Annotated in this window: 15 protein-coding genes; 4 read left to right on the top strand and 11 right to left on the bottom strand. The window is 59.9% G+C overall.

What is annotated here, in order from left to right; all coding sequences use genetic code 11:
* Window positions 1-40 precede the first annotated feature (40 nt).
* The 10 genes from AC1DXW_RS04145 to AC1DXW_RS04100 all read right to left on the bottom strand — a co-directional run bounded on the left by AC1DXW_RS04145 (window position 41) and on the right by AC1DXW_RS04100 (window position 12,927).
* Complete coding sequence (locus AC1DXW_RS04145) at window positions 41-1,603, bottom strand: SpoVR family protein (RefSeq protein ID WP_477754890.1); 1,563 nt, start codon at window positions 1,601-1,603, stop codon at window positions 41-43.
* Window positions 1,600-2,871, bottom strand: coding sequence for a YeaH/YhbH family protein (locus AC1DXW_RS04140; protein ID WP_007993202.1), 1,272 nt, complete (start codon window positions 2,869-2,871; stop codon window positions 1,600-1,602). Before AC1DXW_RS04140 ends, AC1DXW_RS04145 begins: the two co-directional genes overlap by 4 nt.
* 203 nt (window positions 2,872-3,074) lie before the next feature.
* Window positions 3,075-4,997 carry a PrkA family serine protein kinase gene (locus tag AC1DXW_RS04135; protein ID WP_108216905.1) on the bottom strand — a complete coding sequence of 641 codons (1,923 nt, stop codon included), beginning with the start codon at window positions 4,995-4,997 and terminating at the stop codon, window positions 3,075-3,077.
* Between the two features lie 297 nt (window positions 4,998-5,294).
* On the bottom strand, window positions 5,295-5,624 hold the full coding sequence (gene glpE, locus AC1DXW_RS04130; RefSeq protein ID WP_007982657.1) for a thiosulfate sulfurtransferase GlpE: 330 nt from the start codon (window positions 5,622-5,624) through the stop codon (window positions 5,295-5,297).
* Window positions 5,625-5,657: 33 nt separating this feature from the next.
* Window positions 5,658-6,539 (bottom strand): symmetrical bis(5'-nucleosyl)-tetraphosphatase, encoded by an 882-nt coding sequence (locus AC1DXW_RS04125; RefSeq protein ID WP_477755970.1) that lies wholly within the window; start codon window positions 6,537-6,539, stop codon window positions 5,658-5,660.
* Window positions 6,539-6,919 (bottom strand): Co2+/Mg2+ efflux protein ApaG, encoded by a 381-nt coding sequence (apaG, locus tag AC1DXW_RS04120; protein WP_477755971.1) that lies wholly within the window; start codon window positions 6,917-6,919, stop codon window positions 6,539-6,541. The genes AC1DXW_RS04125 and apaG overlap by 1 nt, the downstream gene beginning before the upstream one ends.
* 114 nt (window positions 6,920-7,033) lie before the next feature.
* Window positions 7,034-7,852 carry a 16S rRNA (adenine(1518)-N(6)/adenine(1519)-N(6))-dimethyltransferase RsmA gene (gene rsmA / locus AC1DXW_RS04115; RefSeq protein WP_477755972.1) on the bottom strand — a complete coding sequence of 273 codons (819 nt, stop codon included), beginning with the start codon at window positions 7,850-7,852 and terminating at the stop codon, window positions 7,034-7,036.
* Window positions 7,849-8,838: a 4-hydroxythreonine-4-phosphate dehydrogenase PdxA gene (gene pdxA / locus AC1DXW_RS04110; RefSeq protein WP_477755973.1), complete on the bottom strand. Its 990-nt coding sequence runs from the start codon at window positions 8,836-8,838 to the stop codon at window positions 7,849-7,851. Before pdxA ends, rsmA begins: the two co-directional genes overlap by 4 nt.
* Complete coding sequence (gene surA / locus AC1DXW_RS04105; protein ID WP_477755974.1) at window positions 8,835-10,151, bottom strand: peptidylprolyl isomerase SurA; 1,317 nt, start codon at window positions 10,149-10,151, stop codon at window positions 8,835-8,837. The genes pdxA and surA overlap by 4 nt, the downstream gene beginning before the upstream one ends.
* The gene (locus AC1DXW_RS04100) at window positions 10,132-12,927 is read right to left on the bottom strand and encodes an LPS-assembly protein LptD (RefSeq protein ID WP_477759784.1); all 2,796 of its coding nucleotides are present in this window, start codon (window positions 12,925-12,927) and stop codon (window positions 10,132-10,134) included. The genes surA and AC1DXW_RS04100 overlap by 20 nt, the downstream gene beginning before the upstream one ends.
* A 130-nt stretch (window positions 12,928-13,057) precedes the next feature.
* Here AC1DXW_RS04100 and AC1DXW_RS04095 point away from each other — a divergent pair, with 130 nt between their 5' ends.
* From AC1DXW_RS04095 to AC1DXW_RS04085, 3 genes are read left to right on the top strand one after another with little or no spacing between them, the layout of a single operon-like run.
* On the top strand, window positions 13,058-14,077 hold the full coding sequence (locus AC1DXW_RS04095) for an aminoglycoside phosphotransferase family protein (RefSeq protein WP_477756437.1): 1,020 nt from the start codon (window positions 13,058-13,060) through the stop codon (window positions 14,075-14,077).
* On the top strand, window positions 14,074-14,745 hold the full coding sequence (gene murU / locus AC1DXW_RS04090; RefSeq protein ID WP_477759783.1) for an N-acetylmuramate alpha-1-phosphate uridylyltransferase MurU: 672 nt from the start codon (window positions 14,074-14,076) through the stop codon (window positions 14,743-14,745). Before AC1DXW_RS04095 ends, murU begins: the two co-directional genes overlap by 4 nt.
* Window position 14,746: 1 nt before the next feature.
* Window positions 14,747-15,514 (top strand): TerB family tellurite resistance protein, encoded by a 768-nt coding sequence (locus AC1DXW_RS04085; RefSeq protein ID WP_477756622.1) that lies wholly within the window; start codon window positions 14,747-14,749, stop codon window positions 15,512-15,514.
* 152 nt (window positions 15,515-15,666) lie between these two features.
* Here the strand turns inward: AC1DXW_RS04085 and AC1DXW_RS04080 are convergent, their stop codons facing one another.
* Entirely contained in the window at window positions 15,667-16,656 is a 990-nt protein-coding gene (locus tag AC1DXW_RS04080) for an alpha/beta hydrolase family protein (protein WP_477759782.1), read from the bottom strand.
* Window positions 16,657-16,729: 73 nt separating this feature from the next.
* On the opposite strand from AC1DXW_RS04080, the gene AC1DXW_RS04075 reads away from it, so the two are divergent.
* Window positions 16,730-19,132, top strand: coding sequence for a PAS domain-containing sensor histidine kinase (locus AC1DXW_RS04075; protein WP_477759781.1), 2,403 nt, complete (start codon window positions 16,730-16,732; stop codon window positions 19,130-19,132).
* Window positions 19,133-19,147: the final 15 nt, after the last annotated feature.

Below are 19,147 nucleotides of genomic sequence, written 5' to 3'. Positions count from 1 at the left end.
GGATAACCGTTGCATCGAGCTTTCGGAGGCACAAACCGGATCAAAGATGGATGACGGCCAGGTCCAGGCGGCCGTAATCGCCTTCGCTGTGCTCGCTTCTGGGCGGCACATGATGGGTTTTCATGACCTGATCGCCCTGCAGGGTTTCCAGGTGAATGTCGAAACCCCAGAGGCGGTGCAAGTGCTTGAGCACTTCCTCGGTGGACTCTCCCAGCGGTTTGCGGTCGTGCTGTTGGTGGCGCAGGGTCAGAGAACGGTCACCACGCCGGTCGATGCTATAGATCTGCACGTTGGGCTCGCGATTGCCCAGGTTGTACTGTGCCGCGAGAGTTTCACGGATGATGCGGTAGCCTCCTTCGTCGTGAATGGCGGGCACCAGCAGGTCGTCCTTCTGGTCGTCATCGAGAATGCTGAACAGCTTCAGGTCGCGGATCACCTTGGGCGACAGGTACTGCAGGATGAAGCTCTCATCCTTGAAGCTGCTCATGGCGAACTTGATGGCTGCCAGCCAATCTGTGCCAGCAATTTCCGGGAACCAGTGGCGATCTTCCTCGGTGGGTTCTTCGCACATGCGCCGGATGTCCCGGTACATGGCAAACCCGAGAGTGTAGGGGTTGATTCCGCTGTAGTAAGGGCTGTCGAAGCCCGGCTGAAAGACCACGCTGGTGTGGGATGTCAGGAACTCCATCATGAAGCCGTCGGTGACCAGGCCCTCGTCGTACAGGTCGTTCATCAGGGTGTAGTGCCAGAACGTGGCCCAACCTTCATTCATCACCTGGGTCTGACGCTGTGGATAAAAATACTGGGCGATCTTGCGCACGATGCGTACGATTTCCCGCTGCCATGGCTCCAGCAGCGGCGCGTGTTTTTCGATGAAGTACAGGATGTTTTCCTGAGGTTCGGCGGGAAAGCGTGCGTTGTCCTTGTCGCTGTACTTGTCCGCGCCCTTGGGAATGGTGCGCCACAGATCGTTGATCTGTTTCTGTAGATGTTCTTCCCGGTCCTTTTGCCGGCGACGTTCTTCTTCCGCGGAGATCGGATAGGGGCGTTTGTAGCGGTCGACACCATAGTTCATCAGTGCATGGCAGGAGTCGAGCAGGTCCTCGACCGCGTCGATACCGTGGCGCTCTTCGCATTGCATGATGTACTGCTTGGCAAACACCAGGTAATCGATGATCGAACTGGCGTCGGTCCAGGTGCGGAACAGGTAATTGCCTTTGAAAAAGCTGTTGTGCCCGTAGCAGGCATGGGCCACCACCAGCGCCTGCATGCAGATGGTGTTTTCTTCCATCAGGTAGGCGATGCACGGGTCGGAGTTGATCACGATCTCGTACGCCAGGCCCATCTGGCCGCGTGTGTAGGACTTTTCGGTGCTGAGGAAGTGCTTGCCGTAGGACCAGTGGTGATAACCCAGCGGCATACCGACCGAGGCGTAGGCGTCCATCATTTGCTCGGCGGTGATCACTTCGATCTGGTTGGGGTACGTATCGAGTGCATAGCCAGCCGCAATACGRCTGATTTCGCGGTCGTAGGCCTGGATCAGCTCGAACGTCCATTCGGAGCCGGTGGAAATGGGTTGGCGTTTCTGCTCTTTGGCGGTCATGTCACTAACCTGCGCTGGAAGAGTTCACGGAAGACCGGATAGATATCCCCGGCCGAGACCAGTTGTTGCTGGGCAAAAGTGTCGGAAAAGGCTTCGGCGATGCGCTCGTACTCGAACCACAGGGCCTGGTGTTCGCGCGGGGTGATCTCAACGTAAGTGTAGTACTGCACGAACGGCATGATCTGGTTGATCAGGATGTCGCGGCAGATCGGAGAGTCGTCGTTCCAGTTATCACCGTCGGAAGCCTGGGCGGCGTAGATGTTCCACTCGTTGCTCGGATAACGCTCGGCCATGATCTCCTGCATCAGTTTCAGGGCGCTGGAGACGATGGTGCCGCCGGTTTCCCGGGAGTAGAAAAATTCCTCCTCATCCACTTCGCGGGCGCTGGTGTGATGGCGGATGAACACGACGTCGATCTTTTCGTAGTTCCGCTTGAGAAACAGGTACAGCAGGATAAAGAAGCGCTTGGCGATGTCCTTGGTCGCCTGGGTCATCGAGCCGGACACGTCCATCAGGCAGAACATCACGGCCTTGGAACTGGGGTTGGGTTGCTTGATGAGCAGGTTGTACTTGAGGTCGAATGTGTCGAGAAACGGTATGCGGTGGATGCGCGCGCTGAGTTTTTCGATTTCAGCTTCTATTTCCTGAATATCGCCGAAGTTGTCTGGTTCTTCCTGCTTGAGTCGCAGAAGTTCTTCCTTGGCTTCGCGCAGTTTTGCCCGGCTGCTGCCGGACAGGGCGATTCGCCGGGCGTGGGCTGAACGCAGGGTGCGGATGATGTTGATCCGCGACGGGTTGCCCTCGTTGCTGATCCCGGCCCGCACGGTCTTGAAGGTATCGGTGCCGGTCAGGTTGCGCTTGACCAGGTTGGGCAGTTCGAGATCCTCGAACATGAATTCGAGGAATTCTTCCTGGGTGATCTGGAAGACGAATTCGTCCATCCCTTCGCCGGAATTACCGGCCTTGCCGGGGCCTCTACCGCCACCGCCTCCCGGTGGGCGGGCGATATGTTCGCCGCTGGTGAATTCCTTGTTGCCCGGGTGCACGACCGTTTGCTTGCCGCCGCGACCGTGGTGGAGCACCGGCTCGTCGATGTCGCGGCCGGGAATGCTGATTTGTTCGCCGTGTTCCATATCGGTAATGGAGCGCCGGCTGACCGCCTCTTCGACAGCCTTTTTGATGTGGTCACGGTAACGCCGCAGAAACCGCTGACGGTTCACCGTGCTCTTGTTCTTGCCATTGAGACGTCGGTCGATCACATAGCTCATGACTGCTCCTTAGAAGCTGTCCTGAAAGGGGCGAGCGGTGATACAGCATCGAACCGAGAGCCGAGGGATATTGAACGCTCCCCCAAGCGCTTTGGATGCTGCCTGAACTCGCTACCGACTTTCGAACACCTCCCAGAGGCCTGTGTAACAGAAAAGCCCACACAGGTCTCTGGCTGACGACAACCGGTCTGACCGGCAGCGGGTTATTGTGATTTTCTGACTCGCAGGTACCACTCGGACAGCAGTCGTACCTGTTTGTCGGTGTAACCGCGCTCGACCATCCGTGTGACGAAGTCGTTGTGTTTTTGCTGGTCCTCTTTGCTGGCCTTGGCATTGAAGCTGATGACTGGCAGCAAGTCCTCGGTGTTGGAGAACATTTTCTTCTCGATGACCACCCGCAGTTTTTCGTAGCTGAGCCAGGTCGGGTTCTTGCCGTTGTTGTTGGCCCGGGCACGCAGGACGAAGTTGACGATTTCGTTGCGGAAATCCTTCGGATTGCTGATGCCGGCCGGTTTCTCGATTTTCTCCAGTTCTTCGTTCAACGCTACGCGGTTGAGGATCTCGCCGGTTTCCGGGTCGCGGTATTCCTGGTCCTGGATCCAGAAGTCGGCGTACAGCACATAGCGATCGAAGATGTTCTGGCCGTACTCGCTGTAGGACTCGAGGTAGGCGGTCTGGATCTCCTTGCCGATGAATTCGATATAGCGCGGTGCCAGGTACTCCTTGAGGAAACGCAGATAGCGTTCGCGGGTCTCCGCCTGGAACTGTTCCTGTTCGATCTGTTGTTCCAGCACGTAGAGCAAGTGCACCGGGTTGGCGGCGATTTCGTGCGGATCGAAGTTGAACACCTTCGACAGGATCTTGAACGCGAACCGGGTGGAGAGACCGTTCATGCCTTCGTCGACACCGGCGTTGTCGCGGTATTCCTGGATCGACTTGGCTTTCGGATCGGTGTCCTTGAGGTTCTCGCCGTCGTACACGCGCATCTTCGAGTAGATGTTGGAGTTTTCCGGCTCCTTGAGGCGCGAGAGCACGGTGAACTGGGCCAGCATCTTCAGGGTATCCGGCGCGCAATGAGCCTTGGCCAGCGAGCTGTTGAACAGCAGCTTGTCGTAGATCTTCACTTCGTCACTGACCCGCAGGCAGTACGGCACTTTGACGATGTAGATCCGGTCGATGAAGGCTTCGTTGTTCTTGTTGTTGCGGAAGGTATGCCATTCCGATTCGTTGGAGTGGGCCAGCAGGATCCCGGTGAACGGAATCGCACCAAGACCTTCGGTGCTGTTGTAGTTGCCTTCCTGGGTAGCCGTCAGCAATGGGTGCAGCACCTTGATCGGTGCCTTGAACATTTCGACGAATTCCATCAGACCCTGGTTGGACCGGCACAGTGCGCCCGAGTAGCTGTAGGCATCGGCGTCGTTCTGTGGGAATTCCTCCAGTTTGCGGATATCGACCTTACCCACCAGTGCCGAGATGTCCTGGTTGTTTTCATCGCCCGGTTCGGTCTTGGCCACGGCGATCTGGTTGAGGATCGACGGATAGAGTTTGACCACGCGGAACTGGCTGATGTCGCCACCGAATTCGGCCAGGCGTTTGGTGGCCCATGGCGACATGATGGTGTTGAGGTAGCGCCGTGGAATGCCGAAGTCTTCCTCGAGGATCGCGCCATCTTCGGTGGCGTTGAACAGACCCAGGGGTGATTCGAAAACCGGCGAGCCCTTGATCGCATAGAAGGGTATTTTTTCCATCAGTTGCTTGAGCTTCTCGGCCAGGGACGATTTACCGCCACCGACGGGGCCAAGCAGGTAGAGGATCTGTTTCTTCTCTTCCAGGCCCTGAGCGGCGTGGCGGAAATACGATACGATCTGGTCGATGCATTCTTCCATCCCGTGGAAGTCTTCAAAGGCCGGATAGCGGCGGATCACCTTGTTGGAAAAGATTCGCGACAGTCTCGAGTTGGTCGAGGTGTCGAGCAGCTCCGGTTCTCCGATGGCCAGCAGCAGACGCTCGGCGGCGGAAACGTAGGCGCTGCGGTCCTTTTTGCACAGCTCCAGGTACTCTTGCAGAGAGAGTTCTTCCTGGCGTGTGGACTCGAAGCGTTGTTGGAAGTGGCTAAAGATACTCATGACGTCACCTCGCTCGATACGTGGAGCCGACGCCGGATCACTCAGTCGATGCTGGCAGCAACCGAACAGGCGGTTGCTGTTTACCCCCCAGAACTCCCTCAAGGCTTACCGCCCCGAAAGCTACTCCCGATGACCCGTGCGCCGGTGTACCGGCTCTCCCCTGTTTTGGATGGCCTGCGCTTAAGGATAGTTGGGAATTCGGCAGGTAAAGGCGAGATACGAAATTGTTTGTGGCAGACCGTTCGTCTGCCACCGCGCCAGCCCGCGGGAGCCGGGGCCTGCAACGTTACAAAAAAATTATTCGGAGGTGCCTTGTGCGGTTTCTGCTGGATACGTCGTACGCCACAACTCAAATCCGCCATCCATGCTGTAGACGTCGGAGAAGCCCTGGCTGATCAGGTAGGCGGCCGCGCCCTGGCTGGAATTGCCGTGATAGCAGACCACCACGGTCGGTGCGTCGAGGTCGGCACCCTGGATGAAAGCGTGCAGGGAATGATTGTCCAGATGCTTGGAGCCTGCGATGTGCAGGGCGGCAAAAGTGGCCGGGTCGCGGACGTCGACCACCACCGCGCCTTGTTCGCGCAGGGCCTGGGCCTGTTCCGGGGGGATACGTTTGAATTCGCTCATGGCGGGCTCCTGTGGCTCGGCTGAATGGGCAGTCTAGCGCGGGGCGCCGGCTGACGATGTTTGGGGAATGGATAAGGCGACTGGCGGCACGACATGACCGTGTTCGTCGCATTTGCAGGAAAGGCGCTCACCGCTGTCGACGTTCATCAGGGTCAGGGCGCCGCCCCAGACGCAACCGGTGTCGAGGGCCGAGATGCCCGGCTCGTCGCACTTGCCTTCCAGTGCTGCCCAGTGACCGAAGATGATTTTCACATCCCTGGTCTTGCGCTCCTTGTGCTGGAACCAGGGCTTGTAGCCGGCGGGCGCGGTATCGAGGCCTTCCTTGCTCTTGAGGTCGAGTTTGCCTTCGGCGGTGCAAAAACGCATGCGCGTGAAATAGTTGGTGATCGCCCGCAGGCGCGTTACGCCTTTGAGGTCGTTGTCCCATTTCGCCGGATCGTTGCCGTACATGCCATCGAGGTAAGGCGGCAACAGGTTGTCGTCACGCAAGGCAGTCTCGACTTCGGCAGCACACTTCAAGGCTTTGCGCAGCGACCACTGGGGTGGAATGCCGGCATGGACCAGTGCAATGTTGCGCTGTTCGTCGTAGTGCATGAGCTTTTGCTGGCGCAGCCATTCGAGCAGTTCGGCGCAATCCGGCGCTTCAACGATCTCGCGCAGGGTATCGGCCTTCTTCAGGCGCTCGATGTTGCGTCCGGCCGCCAGCAGGTGCAGGTCGTGGTTGCCGAGCACGCACACCAGCGATTCGCGAATGCCGTAGAGGAAGCGCAAGGTTTCCAGAGACTGCGGGCCGCGGTTGACCAGGTCGCCCACCAGCCACAGACGATCCCGTTGTGGGTCGAACGCCACTTGTTTGAGCAGGCATTGCAGGGCTTGAAGGCAGCCTTGCAGGTCACCAACCGCGTACGTCGCCATCAGTGCAGGGCTCCGGGCACCGCCAGGCGGAAGGGCGCGATGATGGCATCGAAATGTCTGCCGTCGTCGGAAAGCATCTGATAGGTGCCTTGCATGGTGCCGACCTTGGTGGTCATGACCGTGCCGCTGCTGTAGGTGTGGCTCTTGCCGGGGTCGATCAACGGCTGCTGACCTACCACGCCTGCGCCGCGCACTTCTTCGACATGCCCGTCACCATCGGTGATGACCCAGTGCCGTGAAAGCAGTTTGGCGGGCATTTCGCCGTTGTTTTGCACGGTGATGGTGTAGGCGAAGGCAAAGCGGTCGTGCTCGGGTTGCGATTGTTCTGCCAGATAGCGGGTGACGACGCTGACGTCGACCTGATAACGAGGATCGGACATGCAAGGGGCCTTAAAAACGAAGCGGGACGCGGGGCGTAGCTGATGGGTTCAGTCTAGGCCAAGTATCGGGTAGTAGACCAGAGTGGTGTCCTACCCGATAGCGCTTATCGCCTGTCAGACTGCAACTGGCGTTTGTGGCGCTTGCTCGCTGAGCTTGTCGGCCAGACGCACGAAGGCGGCCAGGTCGAGTTGCTCGGGACGCAGGCTGCCATCGACGCCGGCGGCTTCGATTTCGGCATTGCTCAGCAGCAGCTTGAGGGTGTTGCGCAGGGTTTTGCGGCGCTGGTTGAACGCTTCGCGCACGACGCGCTCCAGCAAGCGGTGATCCTTGGCCGGGTGCGGCAATACCGCGTGGGGCACCAGGCGCACGATGGCCGAGTCGACTTTCGGTGGCGGGTTGAACGCGCCTGGGCCAACGTTGAACAGGTGCTCGACCCGACAGTGGTACTGAACCATGATCGACAGGCGGCCCCAGTCACCTCCACCAGGACCGGCAGCCAGGCGCTCGACCACTTCCTTTTGCAGCATGAAGTGCATGTCGCGGATCAGGTGCGAGTTGTGCAACAGGTGAAAAATCAGTGGCGTGGAGATGTTGTACGGCAGGTTGCCGACCACGCGCAGGCTACCTGGCGCGGCATTCAGGCTGTTGAAGTCGAACTTCAGTGCATCGCCCTGATGCAGATTGAAGTTGCTCCTGCCGGCAAACTGCTGGTTGAGGATCGGGATCAGGTCCTTGTCCAGTTCCACCACGTCGAGTTGCGCGCCGCTGCTGAGCAGGCCTTGCGTCAGTGCGCCCTGGCCCGGGCCGATTTCCAGCAGGCGGTCTTCTGCCTTGGCATGAATGGAACGCAGGATACGGTCGATAACGCCGGCATCGTGCAGGAAGTTCTGGCCAAAGCGTTTGCGCGCCTTGTGTTGGTATTGCTCGGTCATAAACGGGTCTCGGCCATCTGGTAGGCGGTTTCCAGGGCGACTTGCAGGCTGCCGGTGTCGATCTTTCCACTGCCGGCCAGGTCCAGGGCAGTGCCGTGGTCGACCGAGGTGCGGATGATCGGCAAGCCGAGGGTCACGTTGACTGCTGCGCCAAAGCCTTTGTACTTCAGCACCGGCAGGCCCTGGTCGTGGTACATCGCCAGCACCGCATCGCAGTGCTCCAGATATTTGGGGGTAAACAGAGTGTCGGCGGGCAGGGGGCCGCGAAGGTCCATGCCCTCGCCGCGCAAGCGCTCTAATGTGGGTTCGATGATATCGATTTCTTCATGGCCCAGGTGTCCGCCTTCGCCAGCATGGGGGTTGAGCCCGCAGACCAGGATACGTGGCTGGGCGATGCCGAATTTGTTTTGCAGGTCGGCGTGCAGGATTCGCGTGACGCGTTCCAGGCGCTCCGGCGTGATTGCATCGGCAATCTCGCGAAGGGGCAGGTGAGTGGTCACCAGGGCCACGCGCAAGCCACGTGTGGCCAGCATCATCACCACTTGCGCGGTGTGGGTCAGGTCGGCGAGAAATTCCGTGTGCCCGGAAAAGGCGATGCCGGATTCGTTGATCACACCTTTGTGCACCGGCGCGGTAATCATGCCGGCAAAATCCCCGCTCAGGCAGCCCTGGCCGGCGCGGGTCAGGGTTTCCAGAACGAAGGCAGCGTTGGCCTTGTCCAGTTGCCCGGCGACGACCTTGGCATTGAGCGGCGTGTCCCAGACATACAGGCTGTTGGCCGGCGCGGGTACATCCGGCCAGTTGTCCGGTTTTACCGGCAGCAAGTCGACAGCCACGCCCAGTTGCGCGGCCCGCTCAGTGAGCAGGTCGCGGCTGGTAATGGCAATCAGGGGGTGGGGCTGGGCTTGGGAGGCGAGCAGCAGGCACAGGTCAGGACCTATGCCGGCTGGTTCACCGGGTGTCAGCGCGAAACGTTGGGTTTTCACTGCGCTGCCTGGTCGGCGCCAGGGAGTTTGATTTCCACGTACGCTTCATCACGGATCTGACGCAGCCAGGTTTGCAGCTCTTCGTCGTATTTGCGGTTACGCAAAACGGTCATTGCCTGTTGCTCGCGGGCCTGTGAGGTGCTGTCGGTGGCGCGACGGCCAAGGACTTCCAGGACGTGCCAGCCGTATTGAGTCTGGAACGGCCTGGACAGCTGACCTTGCGGGGTCTTGGCCATCACTGCGCGGAACTCGGGCACCAGCGCGTTCGGGTCGATCCAGTTCAGGTCGCCGCCGTTGAGGGCGGAACCCGGGTCTTCCGAGTAGCTTTTCGCCAGCTCACCGAAGTCTTCACCAGCTGCGATACGGCTGTAGAGCGACTCGGCCAGGGCCTTGGTTTTCGCTTCGTCGCGGATCGGGCTCGGTTTGACCAGGATGTGGCGAACATGCACTTCATCGCGCATCTGGGTCTCGCCGCCACGCTTGTCGAGAATCTTCAGGATGATGAAACCGCCCGGGGTGCGCATTGGCTGGGTGACATCACCCACCGGCATGGTGCTCAGCAGACGATCGAACGGCGGAGGCAGTTGAGCGGCCTTACGCCAGCCCATGTCGCCACCTTCCAGTGCGGTTTCGCTGGCGGACTTGGCGATGGCCAACTGACCGAAGTCAGCGCCTTGCTTGAGTTGCTGGTAAATCGCATTGGCCTGTTTGGCTGCATTCTGAATCGCGTCGGAGTTGGCGCTTTCCGGCGTAGGAATCAGGATGTTGGCCAGGTGGAACTCTTCGGACAGCTGCATTTTGCCCAAGTCGGACGCCAGGAAGTTCTTCACTTCCTGCTCGGAGACCTGAATGCGTTCGGCAACCCGACGCTGGCGCACACGGCTAATGACCATTTCGCGGCGAATCTGCTCACGCGCGTCGTCGTAGGACAGGCCGTCGCGAGTCAGGGCGGCGCGGAACTGCTCGACTGACATGTTGTTGCGCTGGGCAATGGTGCCGACAGCCTGGTTCAACTCTTCATCGGTAATGCGGATGCCGGAGCGATCGCCGATCTGCAATTGCAGGTTTTCGACGATCAGGCGCTCAAGTACCTGCTGCTCCAGCACACTGGCCGGCGGCACGGCAGAGCCACGCTTGGCAATGGTTTGCTGAACGTCATGAACGCGCTGGTCCAGTTGGCTCTGCATGACCACGTCGTTGTCGACGATGGCCACCACCTTATCGATGGACTGTACGGCGGCACTGGCCGCCGTGCTCAGGAACAGCGCGCCCAGCATCAGCGGGCGCAGACAATCAGAAAGCTTGGTCTTCACGTTCACGATAACCTTGAATGCCTTTGTCGAGGAAGCTCTCTGCCTTGGCGCCGGTGAGGCCGCCGAGTCCCTTCAGAACAATTTGGAGGAAGACGCCATGGTCGCCTTTTTCGTTTTGCGGTGCTTGCTGGCTGAACTCGTCATAATCAACGAAGTAGCGGTTGATCAGGCGCAGTTTCCAGCAGCAACTGTCGTACTCGAAACCACCGAAGGCTTCCAGGGTACGGTTGCGGTTGTAGTCATACTGCCAACGGCTGATAGCGCTCCATTGCGGCACGATCGGCCAGATCACCGAGAAGTCGTGTTGCTGGATCTTGTAGTAATCCTTCACGAAGCCAGGCTGGCCAGGGGTGCCGTAGTCACCGCCGAACTGCCATTTACCGGTGTTCTGGTTGTAGATCACCTGGTCGTTACGATAGCGATAGCCAACGTTGACGACCTTGTTCGGGTTGTCTTCAGGCTGGTAGTGGAACATCGCGCTGCCCGAACGAGGGCTGCGGCTGTCCGGGTCCCAGTTGTAGTCGGCCGTGGTACGCCAGTCGCGGTTCCAGCGATACTCGTATTCCAGTGCATATGGGGAAACGCTGGCTTTGGCGTCGTCACGGTCGTTGAAGTTCACGCCTGGCAACTGGACTTCACGGTCCTTGAAGTACAAGGCCTGGCCGACACTGATGCGTTGACGCTCGAAACCGTTGTCTTCGATCCAGCGGCTGGTCACACCCAGGGACAATTTGTTCTCGTCGCCGACACGGTCGGAACCGGAGAAGCGGTTGTCACGGAACAGCGATGCAAAGTTGAAGGTGTTTTCGCTGGTGTCGAATACCGGGATGTCTTCCTGGTCGACTTCAGGCACGTACAGGTAGAACAGGCGCGGCTCGAGGGTCTGGCGGTAGTTCTTGCCGAAATACTGGGTATTGCGATCGAAGTATAGGCCGCTGTCGATGCTGGCGATCGGCACGCCGCGGTTCTGGTTGCTGTCGAAGGTCCCGCTGAGCTTGTCCTGCTCTGCGCTTTGCGCGGCGATCTGCGCCTTACCGGTGTTGTCCAGATCCAGTTGGTACTGGGTGTACTGGTACTTGAGCGTCGGTTTCAGGAAGCCGTAGGTCCAGTTCAATGGCAGGCTGACAGCCGGAGCCAGGTTGAGTCGGTCGCCATTGGCGCGAGCCAGACCTTGAATGTTGTTATCAAGACGGGGAGAGCCGACGCCGTCTTCGTCAAAGTATTCCCCGTTCTGCAGATCCCGGTCAAACCGTACGACTTCGGTGTTGTACGTGAAATCCAGGCCTTCCGGATGATAAGGCAGCATACCGTCGAGGGTTATCTGCGGCAGGCGGTCGTACGGCGTAATGTTCGAAACGGTCGCCAGCTGAAAGGCCTGGGCATTTACGCGAGCGGTATAGCTGTCGCCGCGATAGGTGACAGAGCCCTGCTGGTTCACGTAGTCCTGGCTTTTCACGCCAATCTGGTCGGTCTGCAGATCCTGGAAGTAATACGGATCGCTGATCTTGGTGTAGTCGACTTGCGTGAGCACTCGCGAGTCGAGACCACCCTTGTGCTGCCAGTTGTACATGTAGCGGGTTTTTTCGGCGTCTGACTGTTTGTCGCGCTCGTCGCTTTCGTCGTTGAGGTACGCCGCGCCGAACTGGCCTTCGCTGGACTTGGTCAGGTAGCGGAATTCGCCTTCCATCAACAAGCCGTGCTTTTCCATGTAGCGCGGGTACAACGTGGCATCGTAGTTCGGCGCCAGGTTGAAGTAGTACGGGGTGACCAGCATGAAGCCGGTATCGCTGCCGGTGCCAATGGTCGGCGGCAGGAAGCCGGACTGGCGACGGTCGTCGATCGGGAAATAGATGTACGGCGTGTACAGGACCGGAATGTCCTTGACCCGCAGCGTCACGTTGGTCGCCGTACCGAAACCGGTGGCCGGGTTCAGGGTGATGTTGTTGCCCTTGAGCTGCCAGGCGTTGCTGTTCGGTTCGCACGTGGTGTACGTACCATCCTTGAGGCGGATGATCGCGTTCTCGGCACGTTTGGCGTACAGCGCATTACCGCGGATACGGGATTTGTGCATCACGTATTCGGCGTTGTCGACCTTGGCTTCACCGGTGTCGAGCTGCACGTCGGCGTGGTCGCCGACGATCAGTGCGCCGTTGTCGCGAATGCGCACGTTGCCGTTCAGGTCGCCACGGCTCTCGGCCTGGTACAGGTTGGCTTCGTCGGCTTCGACCTGCATGCTGCCCTGGCGCATGACAACGTCGCCGGCCAGGGTCGCGACCTGCTCATCCTGCTTATAGCGGGAGGCTTTTGCGCCGATAAAGGTTGGAGCGTCACTTTTATCCGTCTTGTCATCCATGCCAGGACGAATCGGTTCGATATAGGAACCAGAGCAATAAGGACCGGTTTCGGCCAATTGTGCGGCGGTGAGCTGCTCGCGGGGAACCCAGTCGAGGTGACTGTAGTCTGCGCTACGCGACTTCAGGCCACGGCCTTTGGACTCGGTGACCAGCACCGGCTTGGCGCCAGTGTCTTGGCTGGAACCGTTCTCGGCCGGGGCTTCGCCGGTGGCGGAAGTTGCGCTGCCATCATGAACGGGACGCGGTGGCAATGCAGCCGCCGGCGACTTTGGTGCACAGTCCCAGGAACCCGAAGCAGAGACTGAGCAGTCAAACTGTTCCGCGGCGACCACGTAGGAAGTGGCAAGGGGTTGCAGCGCCAGCAAACTGCCGGTAACCAACAACGGAAATTTTTTACGAAACGCGGGGGATTTCAATGCCATCTTATTAGTCCGGGCTTCCTGCGTGCCATCTGCCCGCGGTGTGGGCCGCACGCCTCTCGATGGTCTGAAAAAGATGCTGGATAATAAAGCATGACCCGCTTGACGGCTAGCGCCGTCGGAGACCCTTGCAATGCCTGATCAAGATGTACGCTTGCAACACCTGAATGTTTGGCTCGATGAACAATTGGCGACCCTTTTTGCCGAGCAGGGCTGGGGCGCCGTCCCCCCGGCCACGTTGACTGCGGCCAGCAGCGACGCGAGCTTTCGGCGGTATTTTCGCTGGGAAGGCGGTGGCAAAAGTTTCATTGTGATGGACGCGCCGCCGCCCCAGGAAAACTGCAAACCCTTCGTGGATATCGCCTTTTTGCTGGCCAAATCCGGAATAAATGTGCCGAAAATTTATGCCGAAGACCTCGAGCGCGGTTTTCTTTTGCTCAATGACCTGGGCAACAAGACCTATCTGGACGTCATCGACAACGAAAACGCCGACGATTTGTTCAAGGATGCCCTGCAGGCGTTGCTGGCTTTCCAGCAGTTGCCGATGGTTGCGCCATTGCCGAGCTATGACGTGGCCTTGCTGCGTCGTGAGCTGGAACTGTTCCCTGAGTGGTACGTGAAGCGCGAATTGGGCATCGAATTCGACGCGGCGCAGCAAGTGCTCTGGCAGCAGGTCAGCGAACTGTTGATCGACAGTGCCCTGGCACAGCCAAAAGTCCTGGTGCATCGTGACTACATGCCGCGCAACCTGATGCTCAGCGAGCCCAATCCCGGTGTGCTGGATTTCCAGGATGCGGTGTACGGCCCGGTGACCTACGATGTGACCTGCCTGTTCAAGGATGCGTTTCTCAGCTGGCCCGAGGCGCGCGTGAATGGCTGGCTCGAAAACTACTGGCAGCAAGCAAGCGCCCTCGGCATTGCGGTGCAACCCGAGTTCGAGGACTTCCTGCGGGCCAGCGATTTGATGGGTGTGCAACGCCATCTGAAAGTCATCGGCATTTTTGCGCGCATCTGCCATCGCGACGGCAAACCGCGTTATCTGGGCGATGTGCCACGTTTCTTTGCGTACATAGAAGCGGTGATCGCTCGCCGTCCTGAACTGGCCGAGCTGGATGTGTTGCTGGCCAGTCTGCGCGCCGGAGTGAAAGCATGAAGGCAATGATTCTGGCAGCGGGCAAAGGCGAGCGCATGCGCCCGCTGACCCTGACCACGCCAAAACCTCTGGTTCGTGCAGGCGGCGTGCCGCTGATCGAATATCACCTGCGAGCACTGGCCGCGGCCGGGTTCACCGACATCGTGATCAATCACGCCTGGCTCGGTCAGCAGATCGAAGACTATCTGGGCGATGGTTCGAATTATGGCGTGAGCATCCAGTACTCGGCGGAAGGTGAGCCCCTGGAAACCGGCGGCGGGATTTTCCGCGCATTGCCGTTGCTGGGGGATGAAGCGTTTGTGGTGGTCAATGGTGACATCTGGACCGATTACGACTTCAGCGTGCTGCATCAACCCATCAACGGCCTGGCGCACCTGGTGCTGGTCAGCAACCCGCCCCATCATCCGGCCGGGGACTTCTGCCTGGTCGAAACTCTGGTGCACGACCGTCAGCCGGAATCAGCCACCCTGACTTACAGCGGCATCGCCGTGTTGCATCCGCAGTTGTTCGACGGTTGCACCGCGGGGGCCTTCAAGCTCGCGCCGCTGTTGCGCAAGGCCATGGCTGACGGTCAAGTGACTGGCGAACAGCTGAATGGGCACTGGGTCGATGTCGGCACTCACGAGCGTCTGGCCGAAGTTGAAACATTAATCGAAGCGAGCCGCTGACATGTTGTGGCCAGGGACTCTGATTGGAGCCGGAGCAGGCTTTGCCATAGCCAGTATTCCGGGGGCCTTGCTTGGCGCGTTGTTGGGGCAGGCGCTGGACCGGCGCTTGCACCTGCAGAGCTGGGGGCATTTGTGGGAAAAGCTGGGCGGTCGCCCGGTGTTGCGTAACGATGAATTGCTATTTGTCCTGTTGGGGCGCCTGGCCAAGTGCGACGGCCAGGTGATGGCCGGGCACATCGATCAGGCCCGAGCGGAAATGCGTGCGCTGGACATGTCCGAGCCGGCCCGGCGTCGTGCGATAGCCGCGTTCAATCGCGGCAAGTCGGGCCGCGACCGGCTACGTGGTTATCTGCGTCGCCTGAGTGCCCAGCCCCATGCGGCGGAAGGCGTGTTGCGCGCCTGCTGGCGAATGGTCTGGGCCGATGGTCGTGCCGGCAGCAGTGAGCGTGAGTTGATCGGCCAATGGGGCCAGTGGCTGGGCTGGACGCCGCGCCAGGTACAGGCGTTGGCCCATGACTATGAGCCGCAGAAGCGGCCATTGGGCAGCAGCGTGCCAAGTTATCAGGAAGCGTTAAGGCTTTTGGGGGTGTCGGCCACCACTGAACCGGCGCAGATCAAGCGTGCCTATCGGCGTCTGCTCAGTCGCCATCATCCGGACAAGATTGCCGGCAGTGGCGCGACGGCGTTGCAGGTGCGTGAGGCTACCGAGCGAACGCGTGAGCTGCATAACGCCTACACGCTGATTCGGGAGCGGCGGGATTTTCGCTAACAGGAAAGGCTTGTGTCGTCTGTAATGACCCTATCGTCGGAACGCCGCCCGGAGCAAGCTCGCTCCCACAGGTTTTATGTCGATAACAAAAATTGTGTACGACGTTAATCCTGTGGGAGCGAGCTTGCTCGCGATGAGGGCGACACAGTCTTTCAGTCTGTCGCAGGCTGCGGATTCAACCAACCCCGCACCCGACGGAACAATTGCTCCTGTTCAGCCTTGGTATCCGGTAACGCCTTGAGTGCGACCTGGTTGAATGCCGATGACTTCAGGCGTTTGCTGGCCTGCAGGCGCTCCAGTGCTGCGTCGCGATCCAGCGCTTTGTCCTTGTAGAAAATATCCGCGGTCGGCAGTTTCAGGGGCGGGGTCAGCTCTGCCAGCCCGGGCGTGGCTGCCACAGGTGTCCGGGCGGCAACCATTACCAGTTTTTCGACTTGCGACGGCTGCTTCTCGCTCAGGTAACGCGTGGCCCAATAGGCGCCGGAACCATGTCCCAACACCACGATACTGCGGGCGCTTTGCTGTTCGGCGAAGGCGATCGCGGCGTCGATCCGGGCGAAGATGCGCTCGGCATCTGCCTTGGACTGTTCCTCAGTGGTCTCGGCAATGGCCTTGTCGGCCACGTCGGCCTCGCCACCGGCCACTTGTTCGATGGGGGCCGCGGTGGTCGAGTCTTTGCTGCCGGTTTCGGGGGCCTTGGGAGCCGGCGCTGCTTCCACGACTCGTGGCGCAATGGCATCGCTTTGCAGGTCCGGCAAGGTGATACTCAGGCTGCTCCACTCGGCGTCCGGCAGTTTGCGCCGTAAAGGGCCAACCGCTTGCGGCCAGTCAACGGTTTCGCCGGTGCCGGGGATGATAATCACCGCACCTTTGGGGTCGGCGGTATTGGCAGGTTTCCACAATGCCAGAAACGTGTCGGCGCCCACTTGCAGTTGTTGCTGTTCCTGAGCCGGGATTTTTCGCTCAAGTGCAGTCGCTTCTTCCTTACTACGCTCAGGCAACGGCTGACGCTCGAGTGGTTTTTCTTCGGCGGTTTTTTCTGCTGCTGCAGGCGCCGGGTCGGCCGCCTCGACGGAAAAAACGCATGGCAGGATCAGCGACAGGCACAATGCTGGCAGTGCCAGGCGGTAGACAGGGGGCATTGGATATTCCAGGCCAGAAGTTGTTCCGGCAGCCTAATGGGTTGGTCAGTATTTGTCAGTGTGTGAGAGTTCAATGATGCGTTTACGCTGCCTGTGGGTTATCGGCTGTTTGTGGTTTCCCTTGATGGGTTGGGCGGCGGCCATGCCCCCGGAGCACGTTGCCCAGTTGACCCCGAAACAACAACACTGGCTGGCGCAGCAGGACGAGTTGCGGGTCGGCGTGGTGTTGCAGGCGCCCTATGCGCAATATGATCGCCGCTTGCAGCGCCTGTCCGGGGTGAATGTCGACTTGATGAAGTGGCTGGCAAAGACCCTCAACGTCGAACTGAGCTGGCGTAACTTTCCCGACCTTGAACAACTGGAGGCGGCTGCACGCGAGGGCGAAATCGACATCGCCCCGGGGCTGACCCAAACCCCTGGCGGATTGCGCCTCTGGCAGTTTTCCGACCCTTACATGCGAGTGCCGCAACTGGTGGTCAGCGACCAGAAAAGCGCCGGCGCTGTCGAGCTGGAAAAGCTCGATAGCCAGACCCGCGTCGCCGTGCGCATGCCCAGCGCCATCGCCGATTACCTGCGTAGCAACTATCCGCACCTGAATCTGCAAGGCGTCCCGATGGAGCGTCAGGCATTGCAATTACTGACTGGCCAGCAGGCGGGTTATGCGGTGGTTGATGAGGCGCAATTGGGACGCTTGTCGGTCGAGACGGAGTTCGCGGGGTTGGTGGTGGTGGGGGATGTCGGCCTGCCGCAGCTGCTGCGGGTGGCCACGCGCCGCGACAAGCCGGAACTGGCGGGCATCGTCGAAAGTGCATTGCGGGCGATCCCGGCCAAGGATCTGGAGCAACTGCACAATCAATGGCTGCAGCCCAAGTATCCGCGGCTCTCCGAGTCTCCGGGCTTTTGGCAGAACCTCTGCCTGTTACTGGCTGTGCTGACGTTAAGTTGCATGGCCATCGTGTTCTGGCAGCGTCGCCAGCAACACAACCTGGAACAACGCCTGCTGGCCGCGCAGGAAGACATCGCCTTGCGCGCCGCCAGCGAAGAGGCGTTACAGCTCACCCAGTTTTCCATCGACCAGAGCACTGTCGGCATCCTCTGGGTCAACTGGGACAGCCACGTGCGCTACGCCAACCGCGCGGCGGAAAGCATGCTGGGCTATCCGGCCGGAGGGATCATCGATCGACCCCTGATCGACTTCGAGCCTGGCCTGCACATGGACCGTTGGCTGAACCTGTGGAAGCGCGCCCGGGCCAGTGAAGACGGCCCGCAAAGTTTCGAATCCAATTGCGTGCGGGCCGATGGCAGCATCCTGCCGGCCGATGTCTCGTTGAGCTTTCTGCGCTTTCGCGATGGCGAATACCTGGTGGTTTACCTCAACGACGTCACCGAGCGGCGCCGCGCCCTGGCCGCCTTGCAGGAAAGCGAGGCGCGGCTGCAAGGCATCGCCGCCAATGTTCCGGGGCTGGTATTCCGCCTGGAGCGGGCGCCGGTGACCGGTCAGATCGACTTTGCCTACATCAGCGAAGGCAGCGAAAGCCTGGTGGGTTATTCGCCGGCCACGCTGGCGCATCGCGACAAAGGCCTGCGCAGCCTCGTGCATCCGGATGACAAGGCCAGCTATCACCAGACCCAGGATCATGCGCTGGATACCGACAGCGACTGGTCGTGGCAAGGTCGAATTCTCACGCGCCAGGGCGAACAGCGCTGGGCAGAAATCAAGGCCATCACCCGCCGGCTGGAAGACGGAGCCTATGTCTGGGACGGTATTGTCTGGGACATCAGCGAGAGCAAGCGCATAGAGCTTGAACTGGCCAGCTCCCGGGAACAACTGCGTGAGTTGTCCGCGCACCTGGAAAGCGTGCGCGAAGAAGAAAAGGCGCGCATCGCCCGGGAAGTTCACGATGAGCTGGGTCAGATGCTGACCGTGCTCAAGCTGGAAACCTCCATGTGTGAACTGGCTTACGCGCAACTCGATCCAGGCCTTAACGAGCGCCTGGGCAGCATGAAGCGCCTGATCGCTCAACTCTTCCAATTGGTTCGCGACGTGGCGACTGCATTGCGCCCACCGATTCTCGATGCGGGTATTGCCTCGGCCATCGAATGGCAGGCCCGACGGTTTGAGGCGCGCACGCAGATCCCGTGTCTGGTGCAAGTGCCGGACAATCTTCCGGTGCTCAGCGACGCCAAGGCTATCGGCCTGTTCCGGATCCTTCAGGAAGCGCTGACCAATGTCATGCGCCACGCCCAGGCGCATACTGTTGAACTGACGCTGGCGCTGGAAGGCGACGAGTTGTGTCTGACGGTCAGCGATGACGGTGTAGGATTTGTCGCCGCGCTTGGCAGGCCAGCGTCCTTTGGGATCGTCGGAATGCGTGAGCGGGTATTGATCATGGGTGGTGAGTTATCCCTTGAGAGTGAACCGGGTGAAGGCACGACCCTGAGTGTGCGCGTGCCGCTGGACCGCCGACAGTCGTAATCAATGAGGAGGGGC

Source organism: Pseudomonas sp. P4_C4, from assembly GCF_056402055.1.
The sequence above is the reverse complement of the archived record's forward strand: the minus strand, read 5'-3'. Positions and strand labels throughout refer to the sequence as shown.